At 53.0% G+C, this 16,467-nt stretch carries 15 protein-coding genes, 1 tRNA gene and 2 pseudogenes; 10 read left to right on the top strand and 8 right to left on the bottom strand.

The window, feature by feature from the left end; genetic code table 11:
• The first annotated feature begins 5 nt into the window (after positions 1 to 5).
• Together hypD and MPAL_RS09220 are read left to right on the top strand one after the other, a co-directional pair.
• Positions 6 to 1,031, top strand: coding sequence for a hydrogenase formation protein HypD (gene hypD / locus MPAL_RS09225; protein WP_012618475.1), 1,026 nt, complete (start codon positions 6 to 8; stop codon positions 1,029 to 1,031).
• A 50-nt stretch (positions 1,032 to 1,081) separates the two neighbouring features.
• A tRNA-Arg gene (locus MPAL_RS09220) sits at positions 1,082 to 1,153 on the top strand.
• Positions 1,154 to 1,403: 250 nt separating this feature from the next.
• On the opposite strand, the gene MPAL_RS16970 is transcribed toward MPAL_RS09220, so the two are convergent.
• Both MPAL_RS16970 and MPAL_RS17595 read right to left on the bottom strand, forming a co-directional pair.
• Positions 1,404 to 2,048: a hypothetical protein gene (locus tag MPAL_RS16970; protein ID WP_167998856.1), complete on the bottom strand. Its 645-nt coding sequence runs from the start codon at positions 2,046 to 2,048 to the stop codon at positions 1,404 to 1,406.
• Positions 2,049 to 2,066: 18 nt separating this feature from the next.
• Positions 2,067 to 2,426 (bottom strand): annotated as a pseudogene (locus MPAL_RS17595) (zinc ribbon domain-containing protein); the annotation flags it as partial.
• A 259-nt stretch (positions 2,427 to 2,685) separates the two neighbouring features.
• Between MPAL_RS17595 and MPAL_RS09210 the strand changes: the two are divergent.
• Both MPAL_RS09210 and MPAL_RS17590 read left to right on the top strand, forming a co-directional pair.
• The gene (locus tag MPAL_RS09210) at positions 2,686 to 2,922 is read left to right on the top strand and encodes a hypothetical protein (protein WP_012618473.1); all 237 of its coding nucleotides are present in this window, start codon (positions 2,686 to 2,688) and stop codon (positions 2,920 to 2,922) included.
• Positions 2,923 to 2,931: 9 nt separating this feature from the next.
• On the top strand, positions 2,932 to 3,201 hold the full coding sequence (locus tag MPAL_RS17590; RefSeq protein WP_083767034.1) for a type II toxin-antitoxin system RelE family toxin: 270 nt from the start codon (positions 2,932 to 2,934) through the stop codon (positions 3,199 to 3,201).
• A 514-nt stretch (positions 3,202 to 3,715) separates the two neighbouring features.
• Here MPAL_RS17590 and MPAL_RS09205 read toward each other — a convergent pair.
• Together MPAL_RS09205 and MPAL_RS17585 are read right to left on the bottom strand one after the other, a co-directional pair.
• Positions 3,716 to 4,159, bottom strand: coding sequence for a hypothetical protein (locus tag MPAL_RS09205; protein WP_236610363.1), 444 nt, complete (start codon positions 4,157 to 4,159; stop codon positions 3,716 to 3,718).
• Positions 4,160 to 4,168: 9 nt separating this feature from the next.
• Positions 4,169 to 4,231: pseudogene (locus MPAL_RS17585) on the bottom strand (zinc ribbon domain-containing protein); the annotation flags it as partial.
• Between the two features lie 253 nt (positions 4,232 to 4,484).
• On the opposite strand from MPAL_RS17585, the gene MPAL_RS09200 reads away from it, so the two are divergent.
• The 3 genes from MPAL_RS09200 (at position 4,485) to MPAL_RS14605 (ending at position 7,372) form a co-directional block, all read left to right on the top strand.
• The gene (locus MPAL_RS09200; RefSeq protein WP_012618471.1) at positions 4,485 to 4,817 is read left to right on the top strand and encodes a tetratricopeptide repeat protein; all 333 of its coding nucleotides are present in this window, start codon (positions 4,485 to 4,487) and stop codon (positions 4,815 to 4,817) included.
• Positions 4,818 to 5,060: 243 nt separating this feature from the next.
• Positions 5,061 to 5,462, top strand: coding sequence for a hypothetical protein (locus MPAL_RS09195; RefSeq protein WP_012618470.1), 402 nt, complete (start codon positions 5,061 to 5,063; stop codon positions 5,460 to 5,462).
• A gap of 965 nt (positions 5,463 to 6,427) precedes the next feature.
• On the top strand, positions 6,428 to 7,372 hold the full coding sequence (locus tag MPAL_RS14605) for a PD-(D/E)XK nuclease domain-containing protein (protein WP_012618467.1): 945 nt from the start codon (positions 6,428 to 6,430) through the stop codon (positions 7,370 to 7,372).
• On the opposite strand, the gene MPAL_RS09175 is transcribed toward MPAL_RS14605, so the two are convergent.
• From MPAL_RS09175 to MPAL_RS09170, 3 genes are all read right to left on the bottom strand, one after another.
• A complete protein-coding gene (locus tag MPAL_RS09175) occupies positions 7,355 to 8,245 on the bottom strand; it encodes an IS5 family transposase (RefSeq protein ID WP_012618466.1) in 891 nt (296 codons plus the stop codon). The two genes, MPAL_RS14605 and MPAL_RS09175, sit on opposite strands and share 18 nt — an antisense overlap.
• A 157-nt stretch (positions 8,246 to 8,402) precedes the next feature.
• Positions 8,403 to 8,486: a hypothetical protein gene (locus tag MPAL_RS17580; protein ID WP_394295847.1), complete on the bottom strand. Its 84-nt coding sequence runs from the start codon at positions 8,484 to 8,486 to the stop codon at positions 8,403 to 8,405.
• Between the two features lie 128 nt (positions 8,487 to 8,614).
• On the bottom strand, positions 8,615 to 8,839 hold the full coding sequence (locus MPAL_RS09170) for a hypothetical protein (protein WP_012618465.1): 225 nt from the start codon (positions 8,837 to 8,839) through the stop codon (positions 8,615 to 8,617).
• A gap of 925 nt (positions 8,840 to 9,764) precedes the next feature.
• On the opposite strand from MPAL_RS09170, the gene MPAL_RS09160 reads away from it, so the two are divergent.
• From MPAL_RS09160 to nifU, 3 genes are all read left to right on the top strand, one after another.
• Positions 9,765 to 12,860 carry a carbohydrate-binding protein gene (locus tag MPAL_RS09160; protein WP_158303663.1) on the top strand — a complete coding sequence of 1,032 codons (3,096 nt, stop codon included), beginning with the start codon at positions 9,765 to 9,767 and terminating at the stop codon, positions 12,858 to 12,860.
• A gap of 163 nt (positions 12,861 to 13,023) precedes the next feature.
• Positions 13,024 to 14,214 carry a cysteine desulfurase NifS gene (gene nifS, locus MPAL_RS09155; protein WP_012618462.1) on the top strand — a complete coding sequence of 397 codons (1,191 nt, stop codon included), beginning with the start codon at positions 13,024 to 13,026 and terminating at the stop codon, positions 14,212 to 14,214.
• A complete protein-coding gene (nifU, locus tag MPAL_RS09150) occupies positions 14,207 to 14,644 on the top strand; it encodes a Fe-S cluster assembly scaffold protein NifU (RefSeq protein ID WP_012618461.1) in 438 nt (145 codons plus the stop codon). The genes nifS and nifU overlap by 8 nt, the downstream gene beginning before the upstream one ends.
• 121 nt (positions 14,645 to 14,765) lie before the next feature.
• Here nifU and MPAL_RS09145 read toward each other — a convergent pair whose 3' ends face one another.
• Positions 14,766 to 16,466 carry an AMP-binding protein gene (locus MPAL_RS09145; RefSeq protein ID WP_048145907.1) on the bottom strand — a complete coding sequence of 567 codons (1,701 nt, stop codon included), beginning with the start codon at positions 16,464 to 16,466 and terminating at the stop codon, positions 14,766 to 14,768.
• Position 16,467: the final 1 nt, after the last annotated feature.

Raw genomic sequence — 16,467 nt, 5'->3', positions numbered from 1 at the left:
TACGCATGGCTGTTGGAAAGGAGATCGTCGAAACACTGCGGCAGACAGTGGACAGGGATATTTCGCTGATGCATATCTGCGGGACGCATGAGGCTGCTATCGCCCGGCATGGGATCCGGAGTGTGCTTCCGGAGAGGTTGAAGATCGTGATGGGACCCGGCTGTCCGGTCTGTATCACTCCCCAGGGGGAGATCGATGCTGCGGTGGAACTGGCTGAACGCGGCTGCATTGTGGCCACCTACGGGGACCTGATCCGGGTGCCCGGGTCGAAGGGGACCCTGGAGTCGTCGGGCGGGGATGTCAGGATCGTTCAGGGGGTTCACAAGGCGGTGGAGATCGCCGAACAGACCGATCGTGAGGTGGTCTTCATCTCGGTGGGGTTCGAGACGACGGCTCCGACGGTGGCCGCGACCCTGCTGGCGAAACCGCCGGAGAACTTCAGTATCCTCTCCTGTCACCGGCTGGTGCCGCCGGCGATGAAATGGCTTCTCGCGCAGGGTGAGGGGAAGATCGACGGTTTTCTCCTTCCGGGGCATGTCTGCGTGGTGATGGGCTACCAGGAGTACGAGCAGTTCCCGGTGCCGCAGGTGGTCGCCGGCTTCGAGGCCGAGGATGTGCTGCTCGGTCTGCTGATGCTCGTCCGGCAGGTGAAGGAGGGGCGGGCCGATGTCGAGAATGCCTATCCCCGTGCCGTGAGCCGGGAGGGGAATGTCAAGGCTCAGCACCTGATGTACGAGGTCTTCGAGGCCTGCGATGTCGAGTGGCGCGGGTTCCCGGTGATTCCGCAGTCCGGGCTTACACTGCGGGAGGAGTTCGCCGGCTACGATGCCCAGCGGAAGTTCGATCTAGTCTACAAGAAGGTGACCAAGCCCTCGGCCTGTATCTGCGACCGTGTGCTCCGGGGGGTGGCCCAGCCCTCGGACTGCGCCCTCTTCGGGAAGGTCTGTACGCCCCGGACGCCGGTCGGCCCCTGCATGGTCAGCCACGAGGGGGCCTGCAAGATCTGGCAGACCTATCATCAGCGGCATTGATCGCCGCGTCTTTTTTTATACGATCACCGCCAATATTAGAGGAGACGCCTGCCTCGGTAGGGTAGTGGATATCCTAGAAGCTTCCGGAGCTTTTGACCCGGGTTCGAGTCCCGGCCGGGGCGTATTGGGATTGGGTGGTATGTCCAATCAAAATTTCAAAAAGTTCAGTTGGTCTTCTTTTCAGAGTTGTTTTTGGTACCTCTCTTGGGCGTGTCGACTACGGTTTACAGGCACCTTCGTATATCTTTCTTTACCCGCACTGGGACTGAGGATCTTTCGACGTCATGCCATATGCGGCTGTGATTCTCACAAGCCGTTATTCCTTTGGATATATTCTACCGATGGGAGGCAAAAAAGTGATTTTTTGAAGGATCAGGTTTGCTCGATCAGCATCTGATTCCAGTACCACCTATCGTGGAAATCGACAAAATCTTCAGTCTCCTCCTTGAGCACACCGAGGATCCCTCCCGTCCATGTAGAATATGCATGAGATCCGTCCATGTTGTACACATTCGATGGGAACGTCCGCATTGTGTATACCGGATTTTGGTATGAATATTCGTCTCCAAGCTGGGCAAAATATGATCCCGTGACGAAGAACTTTGTTTCTCCCTTGAATGCAAACTCAACACGCCGGAATTCTTTCGGGCGCACCTGTTCAGCAAACTGGAGAACAACCCTGAACACATCGGCCCGGCTGCCCGCGCCTGTCAAGCCTTGCATATCCACCACGATCACGTCGGGGCTGCGGTAGTACGAGTTCATATGCACGACCGCGTTTCGAGAATCTTCGTTGAGCACATGATCCATCTGAGACTGAAGCCCAGCATTTGCCGAGAATGGACCCCAGGTAACAGCCCATACGATGCCTCCAACCACCAATAGAAAAATTAAGAGAGCAGCATATCCAGACTTTTTTTGTGGAGGAGGGGAGTCTCCTCCAACGGTCGAGGGCGGGGTGTACCCCGAGGGAGGAGCATTTGGTTGGAAGATGGGCGCTGCTTCGGGCTGGTGCATATTCCGCCCGCAAACAGGACAGAGTGAATGTCGGCCACTGGACTCGACTCCGCAGTGAGGGCAGCGTAGTATCGATCGATCGGGATCGGTTGCCTTTCCTACAGGCTGCGTGTTTAGATCGGCTACCCTTTGCATTTCGACGATTTCGTCGGGTTCCAACGTTCTTTGGCAGTTGGAGCAATAGCCATTTTTGGTATCGATTGGGCTTGCACAATAGATACAGAGGGGAGACGGGGGATCGATTGCGATCGATGAACTGGGAGTGACGTAATAACTGCGACCGAGAACACGCTCGGCGTCATTCAGGTTAATTGTGCACTTGGGACAGGCCACCCACCCGTCCTGGACCTCGGCCCCACAATTCGGGCACTGCTTCATACGAGCATCATAGATGAGGGATATTGGTTGATGGTTCTAATAATCTTGTGAAATGCTTCCCATTCCCTGTGATCCCACGAACCACCGGAGATGATCCACTGCAACGAAGCCGGCCGCCTCCCGCGTCCGCGAGTTTCGCGATCTCCTTCCTGGTCTCGATTGCTTTGGCAGAATTCTGCTGAAGCAAGATCCGCCTCGCCCCTCCCCCTGGGGCTGCCGGAACAGGCAGCCTTATGACCACGAATGGCTACCTGGGTGTATGAGCGCTGGTGCCACGATCAAGGTGAAGCCGGAGATCAAAGCAATGCTCGACGGCCTCAAGGTGCATCCACGCGAGTCGTACAGCGACGTGATCGGCCGTGTCGTCTGCCGGGCTTATGATTCCGAGCCGCTTTCAAGCGAAGAGATCGCCGGCCTCGAGGATGCCCTCGCAGACATCAAGGCCGGCCGAATCCACTCCGAAGCCGATATCAAGGCGGCCTTCGGGGTCGAATGACCCTGTAGGATCGAATATACAGACCGGGCAAAGAAGGACCTCCAGAAGATCGAGAGAGCGGATGCACAGCGCATTATCCGAGCGCTCGGACGAGTAAAGGAGGATCCCCGAGGCTCTATCAAGAAGTTGAAGACCTCAGCGCCCGAGGCGCCCGTCTCCTCCATTCATGCGGGGGGGTTCCGTGTTCTGCTTGAGATCGTAGACGATCGGTTCCTGGTCCTGGTCATCGAGGTAACACCCCCGAAAGACCTCATATCGGGACTTCTAGTCCCCACTTGAGGTCTCTTCTGGTCAGTGTGAAGATTGGAAAAAGTCGAGGACGTGCCTTTGCTCGCGTGTGAGTACCGGTCCCGTCGATCGCATCGCCGGCTATTTAGTACCACAATTTTTCACGCTATCACACCATTCCCCACCCAAAATAACCATCCCCCGAGGTCAGATTTTACTGAATCTGAGCCCATAGCAGCTGCCATATCTACTCTGTACCGGATGATCGACGGTTTGGTTAACCTCTCCTATGTCACTGGATTGAGGAACGGGGCGGGGATAGTAAAATTTTCAGAACTTTTCACCATACATAACATAAACGAACCTTTTTGTGCAACCGGTACCGTTGCTACGATCGGGTGTGCAGGGTTGTAGGGGGATACCTCCTCTAGTTCGAGCAGGTGTTCTGGGTGTCATTCCCCCCATAGTTCTTTTGACTCAGAGTGGTCTTATTACCCAAACTTTTAAAGGGGTCTAACTGCTTGCCGATTTGGACGAAGGCCTTGTTGATTAGCCTCTCCTTGTTTTATGTGACAGGGGACGCTACAGACCGTTCCCAGATCTGCCGTCGCCGGTAGAGGTAAAATGGCATACCTATGACCCAGAATAAAAGGACCATGAGCGCCCAAGAGAGTGGGCTCCAAGTCGACGAATTAAAGGTGTGCTCTTTCTGATTGTTACCTCCATGGAATCCCTTCACGTCAATATAAACCACAATAGCACTGGCGATCACACAGATCCATCCCAGCGGCAACCAAGTAAATACCGCTGGAAGCGTTACGATCAGGAGAATTATCAACAACCCATTTGAGGAGTAGGTAACATCAGGAATTGGACGGGAAGGTACCTCTGCAGTTCGTGACTGGGTTGTTTTCCCCTGCTGTGGAGATGGCACCTGGTTGGTTAACACTGGTTCTGCTTCAGGATATATGTAATAATCACGACCGATGATTTTTGCAGCCTTTTTCATATCCATCCCACACGAGGGACACAAGATCCACCCGTCTTGTGCATGTGAACCACAATTTGGGCATTGTTTCATCGAAATATCATCTTGGATTAAGATATTGGTGAATATCACTAAGAATTTTACGAAACGCTTTTTCATGATTCACTGTGAGTATCAGTGGACTGGGAGAATACGATAGAGCGATCAGACGCTATAACAATGCGAATTTCGAGGCCCATTACAGTTGATCCACTACAACCTAGGTGGCTGCCACGATATCCTTGCTGATGGCTACCCTGAGGCAAAACGAAGCCTTGATGGCATTATATGAGAAAACGTAGTATCTATGCAAACATCCCTGGTTCTTGTCTGCCTCTTAATGAGTGGGATTTTGATAACTGGCTGCATAGCTATGTCCGAAGCAGATCAATGGAACCAAAAGGGGGTAGCCTACTACGAGAAGGGAAACATCCAGCAAGCGTCTATATGCTTCTCCCGGGCGTACCAGTTAGACACAGAAAATTCCGAAACCTTGTACAATCTTGGGACCGTCTACGTCGCTAATAAGGATTACAGTAACGCGCTCTGGGCATTCAACCGCTCAATCTACTATGATCTAGGAAATTCCGCCAAGGCCAAGAGCAGTAGGGATGCTCTCCTCCGACAAGGATACAAATGATCCCAGTATTGAAGATCTCATCTGGGACTACTCGGTATAACGAATCTGTATCATAATGCCACATGGTAGCAACAACTGTATCTAGGATCAGCCTGATTCATTCCCCTTTCTCGTTCTTCACTATATGGTTTCACACCAAAACTGTATCGTTTCAATATCTTCAGCGCTCACTTACTGATATGCATCAGCTTCACGGAGTCCGGATCCTGACACCTCGCGAGTACGAGCGCCTGGTCGATCAGATTGCAGAAGGACAGCCTGGTCCGGCTCGTCCGGGTGCTCATGCTCACCGGCTGCCGGTACGAAGAGATCAAGCGTCTGAAGTCATGCCCGGAATGTTTCAACGAATCGGACCGGTCGGTCTGGATCCGGTCTGGGAAATTGAAAGCACGATCCCCCGAGCGGTACATCCCGCTCACCGCTGCCGGTGTCGACGCGGTGCAGGTCTTCCTTGACGATCTCCGTATGAAATATACGGGACCTGCAACAATGGGTATCAATCTGCGGGTGGAAACCATCCGCGAAGCAGCCGGCCGGCCCGGACTGACTCAGGTATTCACGGAGCAGACTGCGAGCAGCCACGACTCCCCTTTTTCTGAAGGTGGAAATCAATCAAACCGAGGTTTCAAGCATGAATGGAGATGAGATTGTAGAATATGTAGCGGAAAAAATGCATGTATCGTTTGTTCAATTGGAACGGGAGTTCCCCCAGTACTTCGGCGGGATGCAGTGTATTTCGCTGCCAGGTCTGGAAACTATCATTCTGTGGACGGGTTTCACAGGAGAGGGGGGGGTCTCTTCGTTAACCTTGTGAACTCAAACCGCCTGTATTTTCATCCAACCAGGACTCTCCTGGCAGGAAAGCCTGCCGTGTATATGCTTGATGGAAAATGCCTGATGATGCCTCTCGCAAAACAGGCACGGCAGTACAAAAAACTCCACTGGTACCCCGTAGTGCTGAATACCTTCCCGTATTCTCCAACGAAGGCGAAAGTCTGTAAGGGGTGATCGTCGTCTTCTGGTTGCCGGCCTCATTACCCTGCTGACTCAGTCTGACTTGGTTATTTATGGAACTGGCTGCGAGCAATCAGGATTCCCGGCATCCCGTCTGGGTTGCCGGCTGCCGGCGGGTGTCTGTAGGGGGTTTCACTGTGTCTTATTTAAAAAAATACTAATTCTCCTAAAATCGGCTCTGTTGACATCCTCTGATATCTTTCTCTATCGAAGATTTTTTGTCTAGGTTTCGCCCAGTCCAAGACCAGTATCCTCATAGCCTCAGTACCGGCACTTGACGACGGCCTTCATCTCCTCTGGTCCAGGTCCGCCCAATCAGTACCAAGCCCGGCCCCGCCCCCACTTAGTGCGAGGTGGGTACCCCCTCAGCGAATGAGCGGCCCGGCCCCTCCACAACGCTAACGTTCCTCAGTGCCCTCGGTACCGGAGAAGCACCGCGGGTCTGGTACTGAATCCGGTTCCGGGTCCCCACCATAGCGAGCGTAACGGGCGCCCAACGTATTGCGGCAATTCATCAGAAGATTTATGCGAAATTTTGGAAAACAGAAAAAAACAGGAGCATCACGTTATTAACTTGAATTGAAGTATATTATTGCATGTCTGTTGATAAAATAATCAGACAGATCGATTGCCTTGAAGTCGATGCAAAAAAGATCGAAACTGATATTCAAACGCTTATTAACCACGCAAGTGTAGAAAATAATCCTCCAAAAAGAATTCAAATATCATTTGGTCCTGACGAAATACCAACACTAGATGGGATGATTCGGAATAAACACGCCTTCAGTTCTCAACCGGCAATAAATCAGTGGCTACCTTTAGCTGCGAGTTTAAGGGATCAACATCGAATTTTGATCCAAAGTTACCTAAAATGGTACAATCAAGCGTTCGATCTCGTTCATGAATTTGCACCGCAAAGAGAAGAAGAGTTTAAAAAATATTGTGAAAAATCTCCGTCACAGGATGGGATACTTCATACAATAAAATTAGAGAACGAATTTATTGGACACGTAAAAAAACAAAACATTCTCGATAGCGTCATAAATGATTTCATAGCTCAACAAGAAATATTATCCGCTATAAAAGTAAAGTTGCAGATCCGTGAGCTGGATGAAAAAACTCCCGAATATCGTGAAATTATTGATTTTCTTCAAACAAAAGTACGTTCCGCAATTCTAGAGGAGCCAAAAAAAGAAAAAGATATTCAAGATGTTGTAGAACAACTCCTGATTGGACGAGGACTTACAAAAGGACATGATTATGATCGAGAGGTTGGGCGTTTCAAAGCATCTGCGAAAGAATATATTCCCGACTTCATTTTCCCAAGATTAGGGCTCGCGCTTGAAATAAAACTCTATAAAACAAGTTCACGGCGTAGTGATCTAATCGACGAAATCAGTGCAGATATCCATGCTTATAGTCAGAGTTATGCAATGCTGGCATTTCTCATCTATGATCTTGGTAACATCCGAGACGAAGCCGAGTTCAAACAGGGTCTAGATAATCAAAAAAATGTATTCCTTCTAATTGTGAAACATTAATTTATTGGCTCTGTTGTGAACCGCCTTTGTGAGGTTATGGAGGATCATTTTGACCTTGATCTCCTTGATCTGGTACCAATATTTTCGTGCCTTGAGGTCCTCTCCGAATCTTCTTTTGATGACTGAAAACGTTGTTTCAACTTTGTTCCTCTCACGATAACGTTCAGAATCGAAGTTGTTATACATCTCCTCTCTGTATTTCCCTGAATAGATCTTCCCTTTCCAAGTTCTGACAGGTATCACTGAATCGGCACCCATCTCTTCCCTGATCTGTCGATGAAGGTTCTCGGAATCGTATCCTTTATCCATCACATAACACCCGGTTTTTCTGGTCCTCTGGCACTGCCTGAGAAGTGGTTCAGCGTGTTGAGTGTCGTGTACTGGTTTCAGCGAGATCTTGGAGAAGAGGATCACCTGCTTGCAGGTATCTACTGCAATCGACGTTTTCACGAAGTTTTTTCGGGTCTTTCCTGTACGCCAGGAGTAGTAATGACTGGCGTACGAACTGGTGAATCCTGAAGAATCAATGGCTGTTATTGGAACAATTTCACCCCATGAATAAAACAGTTTCAGGGTCTTATTCAGGAATCTCGAAAAAAATATCGAAGGAGTTCGGGCCATGAATTTATGGATGGTTGAATAATGGGGAGCCTGGTCCAGCTGGAAGATACTTTTGATCCTGCCCATCAGATTGATGAGTTCAACCACATCGCGATAGTCAATACAGTGGGCTTCACGAAAGAGAAGGATAGCCATGAGTTGATGTTGAGTATACGTTTTCTTGGAATATTTGCAGGAATAAAGAGGTAAATGAGAAGATCCTAGTACTGAACAGATGTATCTGATAAGTTTGATATACCGGTTCGCTGACATTATCTCCGCTCCTTGTTGTTTGTTTGACCATTAACCCAAGGAGCAACGATTCTTATTAGATATTTGCAATGATACCAGAGGGTTTCAACAGAGCCTAAATTAGGTTCTATTTCTATAAAATAGAAAAACCAACCCTTTAGATCTCTCTCAATCAAACTCATTTCTGTCTTAACTTTTCAATCAATGATGAGACCCGTTGTCGAGCCTCTTCGGTCTCGCGTATCTCACGGGTCGCTGTGATCTCAAGGATATCCCCTTCTTCTACACCGGGCAGCAGTTCCTGGGGAAAGAGAATCTATTGATCTTCGTCGAGATGAACTAGGAGGACCGCGGCCGCTCCCTCAAATCTGTCGACGGTCACGTTCATGCTCATCCCCTCCTCTGACTGACGAGCCGGCCCGGGCCATCCGAGACACAGGCCGTGTCGCCGTCGTTGTTCCAGACGTTATCACTCTTCCACGTGATAACGCCGGTCGCGGTGCCGGCGGCGATCGAAACCGTGCCGGCTGTGTCGATCGAGGTGCTGCTGCCCCTGGTGACAGAGGGTTCACCCGTTACCCGTATCAGACCGAATCCACGAGCGGGTGGTCTCATGACGGGCGTCTTCAAAAGGTGACAGGTGACAGGTGGTGACACGTGTTTTGTATATGTTCTCCACAGGAGTGCCCTTAGAGAAGTTGTCCGAAAAAGGTGTCACCACCTGTCACCTGTCACCTGTCACCTGTCACCAAATATCAGAGGAAATGCTGATTTCACCTGCAGGTGTCTCCTCCCGGAGCACGCGCCGGGGCATGTGGATCAGGGAACCCGGCTCGCACGGAACGGAGGGCCGGGACGGATCTATCGATGGGGCAGGGGGGGGTGAAGGCACCTGGAACGATGTCGACATGGTCTCCCTCCATAAGCGCGTTGAAAACAAATTGAATGAGTACAGAATTATCGAAAGAATTGTACCCAATTTCTGTTTTAACCCCAGATCAGTCGATATCGTTCAGTTCGATCCATTCCCATCTCCGGTTGGAGCGCAGAATGGATTCCTGTATATATTGTTCGTAGATGACGGGATGCCGCAATGATGCGTAAGGATCGCGGAAGAGGAAACGGTCCGGTCGACCGTAATGATCCCGGAGGAGTGCTGGGGGGACAATCCTTCAGGTCCGGTCTTCCTCAACGACCATCTCCGAATCAGGAACGAATTCGGCTGAAATCTGTGATCGACCGGATATCTCACCTGCGCTGCTCTTTTCAATCCGGATCGGATCGGCAGCAGGTTGGACTCCTCTGAATCCCATATGCAGGGACTGATCCGGAAAATTCCGTTAATAATCGTTTTTTCTATTAAGTAACCGCAAACCGGTCTGATACAACCTAAAGGAATATATGGAATATCGGTGAATTGTACCTCATTGAAATTTGCTAGAGCCGATAATGTCAACCTCGCCCTAGATGTGACAGAGAATGTGGCGTCTGGTTCTCATTTTAGGAGAAGGTTTTCAAGGTGTACTACATGAACTGGAATATGCAATTGAGAAACGTGATGGCGCTTGCCATCCTCCTGGTACTGTCATCCGCACTGCTGGTACTTCCAGCAACCGCGGCAAGTATCCCTGTCAACGGTCCGGTGGTCATCACCGAGCCCGGCACCTATGTGCTCACACAGGATATCACCAGCAGCAGCCAGATCGTATGTATAGAGATCAAGGCCTCCAACGTCGTCTTCGACGGTCAGGGCCATCAGATCAGTGGTGTGAACAATGAGGGATCAGCCGGTATCTTCGTTTCGAAGGATGCCAGCACCCCGGTCACCGGGGTCACCATCAAGAATGTTCGTCTGAACAACTGGTTCTATGGGGTCTATCTCCTGAATGCACAGAACAGTGCAATCCAGGATGTCACCACGACCGGGAATGCCAACGCAGGGATGGTGCTCTACTCTGGAAGCACAGGGAATACCATCTCCGGCAGCACGCTCACCGGCAACGGACGTGGTATCATCCTCTCCACCTCCAGTGGTTCGAACACCATCAGCGGCAACACCCTCACCGGCAACAGTAATCAGGGTATCTACATCTTTGATTCGAACGGCAACACGGTGAACGGGAACACCATCACCAATAACACCAATGCAGGGCTGTTCATCTACAGCGCCTCGGCAAACTCAGTATATAACAACAACTTCAGCAACCTCTACAATGCTCTCTTCGGGGGAACCATTGGCTCCAACTCGTGGAACACCAACCAGGCCACCGGCACCAACATCGTGGGCGGTCCTTCGATCGGCGGTAACTTCTGGGGCAATCCAGATGGATCCGGGTACTCACAGACCACCGCCGACTCCAATGGCGATGGGTTCTGCGATCAGCCCCTCGTGATCACGACCGGAAACACCGACAACCTCCCGTTGCACACTCCGTCCGCCGTCACACCGACGGTGACCCCGACGGCCACCACAACCCCGGGTGTTGAGTCTCCCTACAAGGATCATAACCTCCCGGCCCGTGTCGAGGCTGAAGACTACGACAACGGCGGTCAGGGTGTTGGTTACTCCGATTCCACTCCCCAGAACCTCGGTAACGCCTACCGCCTGACTGAAGGCGTGGATGTCGAAGCCGGAGGAAGCGGGTATGATGTCGGCTACATCACCGACGGCGAGTACCTGAAGTACACCATCAATGTTACGACTGCGGGCACCTACACCGCGACCTTCAATGTCGGGTCCTGGGAAGCCGGACGGACGATCACCGTCAGTGATGATGATGGAGATATCGCCGGCACGGTCAACGTCCCGAACACCGGGAGTTCGAGCACCTTTGTCTCTGTTCCGCTGACGCTGAACCTTAACGCAGGCACCCACGTGCTGAAACTGACCTTCAACGGCAACCACCAGAACATCGACTACATCGACTTCAGTACCTCAGTAACACCGACCACCACCGCCACCACAGTGCCGACCACCACGGTCACCGTGACCCCAACCGTGACAACGACCGTCACCCCGGGTAATGAGACTCCTTACACGCCTCACAACCTCCCGGCCCGTGTCGAGGCTGAGGACTACGACAACGGCGGCGAGGGTGTCGCCTACCATGACTCGACCGCCCAGAACCTCGGAAACGCCTACCGCCTGACTGAGGGTGTGGACGTCGAGGCCGGTGCCACCGGGTATAACGTCGGCTACATCACCGACGGCGAGTACCTGAAGTACACCGTCAATGTCGCGACCGCCGGCACCTACACCGCGACCTTCAATGTCGGGTCCTGGGAAGCCGGACGGACGATCACAATCAGTGATAATGACGGAGATGCCGTCGGCACGGTCAACGTCCCGAACACCGGGAATGATCACACCTACCAGTCGGTCCCAGTGACGCTGAACCTCGGTGCAGGCACCCACGTGCTGAAACTGACCTTCAACGGCAACCACCAGAACATCGACTACATTGACTTCAGTACCTCAGTAACACCGACCACCACCGCCACCACAGTGCCGACCACCACGGTCACCGTGACCCCAACCGTGACAACGACCGTCACCCCGGGGAACGAGACTCCATATAAGGCATACAACCTCCCGGCCCGTGTCGAGGCCGAGGACTATGACAACGGCGGCGAAGGTGTCGCCTACCATGACTCGACTGCCCAGAACCTCGGAAACGCCTACCGCCTGACTGAGGGCGTGGACGTCGAAGCCGGTGCCACCGGGTATAACGTCGGCTACATCACCGACGGCGAGTACCTGAAGTACACCGTCAATGTCGCTACTGCGGGCACCTACACTGCTAACTTCAATGTCGGGTCCTGGGAAGCCGGCCGGACAATTGCGGTCAGTGTCGATGACACGGCTGTGGGCACCGTCAATGTCCCGAACACCGGGAATGATCATACCTACCAGTCGGTCCCACTGACGCTGAACCTCGGTGCAGGCACGCACGTGCTGAAGCTCACCTTTGGTGGTAACCACCAGAACATCGACTACGTCGACTTCGGAACAGCGGCGGCTCCGACCAACACCGTTGTTCCGATCACCACCATAACGGTGACGCCCACAACGACCACCACCCCGTCCCAGACTGTCGGGGCCTACAAGCCTCACAGCCTCCCGGTCCGCATCGAAGCCGAGGACTATGACAACGGCGGTGCAGGTGCTGCGTACTATGATACGACAGCAGGCAACCTTGGAAAGGCCTACCGTCTGGATCAGGACGTCGATATCGAGGCTGGTGCCTCAGGATATGATGTCGGCTACGTCGCCGATGGCGAATGGCTGACCTATACCGTTGATATTCCGTCAGCTGGTTGGTACACGGCCTTCTTCAATGTGGCCAGCTGGGCGGACGGACGATCGATCACCGTTAGTGTCGACAACACTCCAGTTGGCACGGTGCAGGTTCCGAACACCGGCGACTCTACCATCTTTGTAGATGTCCCGATGAACCTGAATCTCCCGGCAGGTTCGCATGTGCTGAAACTGTCCTTCACCGGAAGCAAGCAGAACATCGATTACATCGACTTCCCCTCAGGTCCGCATGCCGAGATGGCTCTGACCACCACACCAACAGTGGTCAAGACAACCTCTGCAACAGCGGTGAAGAACAACACCACCGCGTCTGAGTGAACCAACCGGTCCGACAGGACCGATCAATCTCTTTTTTTGAATCTTTCCAGCCAGGGCATGGTGCTTTCTTTAAGGTTTTTTCCGATTCTATCGGTTCAGGAGATGCCGTCACCCCGAACTTGATATATGTGGTTCACCCATCTTGATGCGGAGAACAAGTACAATGGAAGGGAGAAGACTGGTCTACATGGATCACGCGGCGACAACCGCCACTGCACCAGCAGTGGTGGAGGCGATGCTACCTTACTTCACTGACCACTTTGGCAATCCATCCTCAGTCTATAAAATCGCACGGGAAGCGAAAGCGGCCGTCGATGAGGCTCGGGAGAAGATGGCCAGAGCGCTCTCTGCAAAACCGGAGGAGATCTACTTCACCTCTGGTGGGACCGAGGCTGATAACTGGGCCATTAAAGGGATCGCCTTTGCCAATAAACAGAAAGGTAATCATATCATCACATCGGCGATCGAACACCATGCAGTCCTTCATACCTGCCAGTATCTGGAGAAGATGGGATTCGAGGTGACCTATCTCCCGGTCGACGAGTACGGAAGAGTCGACCCGGCAGCCGTCGAGGCGGCCATCACCGACAAGACAATCCTGATCTCAATCATGTTTGCGAACAATGAGATCGGAACGATCGAGCCGATTGCAGCCATCGGCGCACTGGCCCGTAAGAAAGGGATCTACTTCCATACCGATGCCGTGCAGGCCATCGGTCATGTTCCGATCGATGTCGGAGCGATGCAGATCGATCTCCTCTCCCTGTCAGGTCATAAATTCAACGGCCCCAAGGGGATCGGGGCACTGTATATCAGGAAGGGTGTGAAGATCGATAATTTCATGCATGGCGGGGGACAGGAGAGAAAGCGGCGGGCAGGTACCGAGAATCTGGCCGCAATCGTCGGGATAGGTGTCGCCATCGAGCGGGTGACTGCATCGATGGAGCAGGAGGCCAAACGTCTGATCGTCCTTCGGGACCGCCTCCGGGATGGGATCCTGGAGAAGATCCCCCATGCCCGTCTGAACGGTCACCCGACCGAGCGGTTGCCCGGTAACATGAATATCTCGTTTGAGTTCATCGAGGGCGAATCGATCCTGCTCTTCCTCGATCATGCAGGGATCAGTGCATCCACCGGGAGTGCCTGCACCTCCGGCTCGCTCGAGCCCTCACACGTGATGCTCGCGATCGGGCTTCCCCATGAACTGGCCCACGGGTCGCTCCGGATGACCCTCGGCGAGGAGAATACAGAAGAGGAGGTCGACTATCTGCTCGGCGTTCTCCCTGGAATTGTGGAGAGACTCCGGACCATGTCTCCCCTCTATGCAGATTACAAGAGGTCGTGCAATGTATAGTGAAAAGGTGATGGACCACTTCATGAACCCGCGGAATGTGGGTGAGATTGAAGATGCGGATGGTATTGGTGAGGTTGGAAACCCAAAGTGCGGTGACATCATGAAGATCTACCTGAAGATCAGGGAGAATCGGATCGAGGATGTCAAGTTCCAGACCTTCGGATGCGGCGCGGCAGTGGCGTCGAGCAGCATCGCAACCGAACTGATCAAGGGAAAGACCCTTGACGAGGCGTGGGAGACCACCAACAAGGCGGTGGCTGAAGCGCTCGGCGGGCTGCCTCCGATCAAGATGCACTGCTCTGTGCTTGCAGAAGAGGGAATCCACAAGGCCATCAATGATTACCGGGTCAAGCAGGGGCTTGAACCGATTCCCGATCCCCACGCCCATGCTCACGAAGCGGATGCCTGCGACATCCCTCCGTCAGAATAACGCGGATCGATCAGGATCGGATGATTGCAGTTCACTGCATTCATCCTGATTCCTTTTTTTAGATCTCAGAATGCCTGTCACCTTTTGTGAGGGTAATGGGAAAAAAGACGGGATTGAATTTTTATTCACTCTTCTTCAGTTCAAGAGCCCGGAGTTCGTTCCGTCGGATCTTGCCTGAGAGCGTCTTTGGGAGCGAATCGACGAACTCGATGATCCGTGGATACTTGTACGGTGCGGTGGTCCGCTTCACGTACTTCTGGATCTCCTTGACCAGGGACTCTGACGGGGCAAACCCTGGATTCAGGACGACGAATGCCTTCACGACCATACCCCTGATCACATCCGGGGATCCCACCACGGCAGACTCCTGCACAGCCGGGTGTTCGAGCAGTGCGCTCTCGACCTCGAAGGGACCGATCCGGTAGCCGGAACTCTTGATCACATCGTCATTCCTGCCGACAAACCAGAAGTAACCGTCCTCGTCCTGATATGCCTTGTCCCCGGTATAATACCAGCCGTCTGCGAAGACATCCTCGTTCAGATGTTCTCCTTCCAGGTAGCCCATGAACATCCCGACCGGGTGCCGTTCACTCACCCTGATGGCGATCTTCCCTTCCAGGCCTGTCGGGACCGGATTTCCCTCTTCATCGAGGAGGGCCACGTCCCATCCAGGAGAGGGTTTCCCCATGGACCCGGGCTTTGCCTTCATGCAGGGGAAGGTTCCGATGCAGAGGACCAGTTCGGTCTGTCCGTAGCCTTCATAGATCGTCTGTCCTGTTCCTTCCTTCCACGCCCTGATCACTTCTGGATTCAGGGGCTCGCCGGCAGAGACACAGTGACGAAGCTGAGAGAGATCGAAGGTCTCGAGGTCGGCGAGGATCAGCATCCGATAGATCGTCGGGGGCGCACAGAAGGTGGTCACCTCATACTTGGAGAGGATCGGGAGGATCTCGGTGGAGTTGAACTTGGACCTGAAATCATAGATGAGCGTGGCCGCCCCTTTCATCCATGGTCCAAAGAACTTCCCCCATGCCGACTTGGCCCAGCCGGTATCCGCCAGGGTCAGGTGGAGATCGTTGGGATGGATGTCGAGCCAGAGGCCGCCGGTCACCAGGTGACCGAGTGGGTAAGCCTGGTTGTGGAGGGCCATCTTCGGTTCGCCGGTGGTCCCTGAGGTGAAGTAGATCACCATCGGATCGGTGGACCGGGTCTTCTTCATCCCCGGCAGATTCACGAGCCGGTGCGATGCCGGCGCAGGATACGTGAGTTCGCTCTTATAATTGATCCATTCCGGCCGTTCTCCGTCGGTCAGGAACCGGGAGGTGAGCGACGGGCAGGCATCCCAGATCTCATCGATCTTTTCGGCGTTCTCCTGGTTTGTGATCACCATCCGGAACTTTGCCGCATTGATCCGGTATTTGAGATCCTTCTGTGTCAGCATCGTCGGGCACGGGCAGAAGACGGCTCCAATCTTGATCAGGGCGATCGAAAAGATCCACCATTCGGGTACACGGGGGAGCATGATCAGCACCCGGTCGCCCTTGTTGATCCCGTACTTGAGGAGCATATTGGCGACCTGATTGGAGAGGTTCATAAACTGCCGGAACGTGAAGGTCTTCTCGTTCCCCTTCTGGTCCACCCAGATCATGGCCAGTCTGTTTCGATCTTCCTTTGCCCAGGCATCGATCACATCGAACCCGAAGTTGAAATACTCGGGGACATCGATCCGGAAGTTGGCTCGTGCTTCATCGTAGTCGGTCATATTCGGGACAAAGGCGGAATTCTCCCCCCCTGCCTCGCTGTATGTTCTCTGTGTTCTCATA

Origin of the sequence: Methanosphaerula palustris E1-9c, from assembly GCF_000021965.1 — an archaeon.
Classification (GTDB): domain Archaea; phylum Halobacteriota; class Methanomicrobia; order Methanomicrobiales; family Methanospirillaceae; genus Methanosphaerula; species Methanosphaerula palustris.
This window is presented reverse-complemented; position numbering and strand designations above follow the sequence as displayed.

Excerpts from the sequence above, each read along its gene's own strand:
- hypD (WP_012618475.1), top strand. The coding sequence starts at position 6 with ATGGCTGTTGGAAAGGAGATCGTCGAAACACTGCGGCAGACAGTGGAC.
- MPAL_RS16970 (WP_167998856.1), bottom strand. The coding sequence starts at position 2,048 with ATGCACCAGCCCGAAGCAGCGCCCATCTTCCAACCAAATGCTCCTCCC.
- MPAL_RS09210 (WP_012618473.1), top strand. The coding sequence starts at position 2,686 with ATGAGCGCTGGTGCCACGATCAAGGTGAAGCCGGAGATCAAAGCAATG.
- MPAL_RS09205 (WP_236610363.1), bottom strand. The coding sequence starts at position 4,159 with ATGAAAAAGGCTGCAAAAATCATCGGTCGTGATTATTACATATATCCT.
- MPAL_RS09200 (WP_012618471.1), top strand. The coding sequence starts at position 4,485 with ATGCAAACATCCCTGGTTCTTGTCTGCCTCTTAATGAGTGGGATTTTG.
- MPAL_RS14605 (WP_012618467.1), top strand. The coding sequence starts at position 6,428 with ATGTCTGTTGATAAAATAATCAGACAGATCGATTGCCTTGAAGTCGAT.
- MPAL_RS09175 (WP_012618466.1), bottom strand. The coding sequence starts at position 8,245 with ATGTCAGCGAACCGGTATATCAAACTTATCAGATACATCTGTTCAGTA.
- MPAL_RS09170 (WP_012618465.1), bottom strand. The coding sequence starts at position 8,839 with ATGAGACCACCCGCTCGTGGATTCGGTCTGATACGGGTAACGGGTGAA.
- MPAL_RS09160 (WP_158303663.1), top strand. The coding sequence starts at position 9,765 with ATGCAATTGAGAAACGTGATGGCGCTTGCCATCCTCCTGGTACTGTCA.
- nifS (WP_012618462.1), top strand. The coding sequence starts at position 13,024 with ATGGAAGGGAGAAGACTGGTCTACATGGATCACGCGGCGACAACCGCC.
- nifU (WP_012618461.1), top strand. The coding sequence starts at position 14,207 with ATGTATAGTGAAAAGGTGATGGACCACTTCATGAACCCGCGGAATGTG.
- MPAL_RS09145 (WP_048145907.1), bottom strand. The coding sequence starts at position 16,466 with ATGAGAACACAGAGAACATACAGCGAGGCAGGGGGGGAGAATTCCGCC.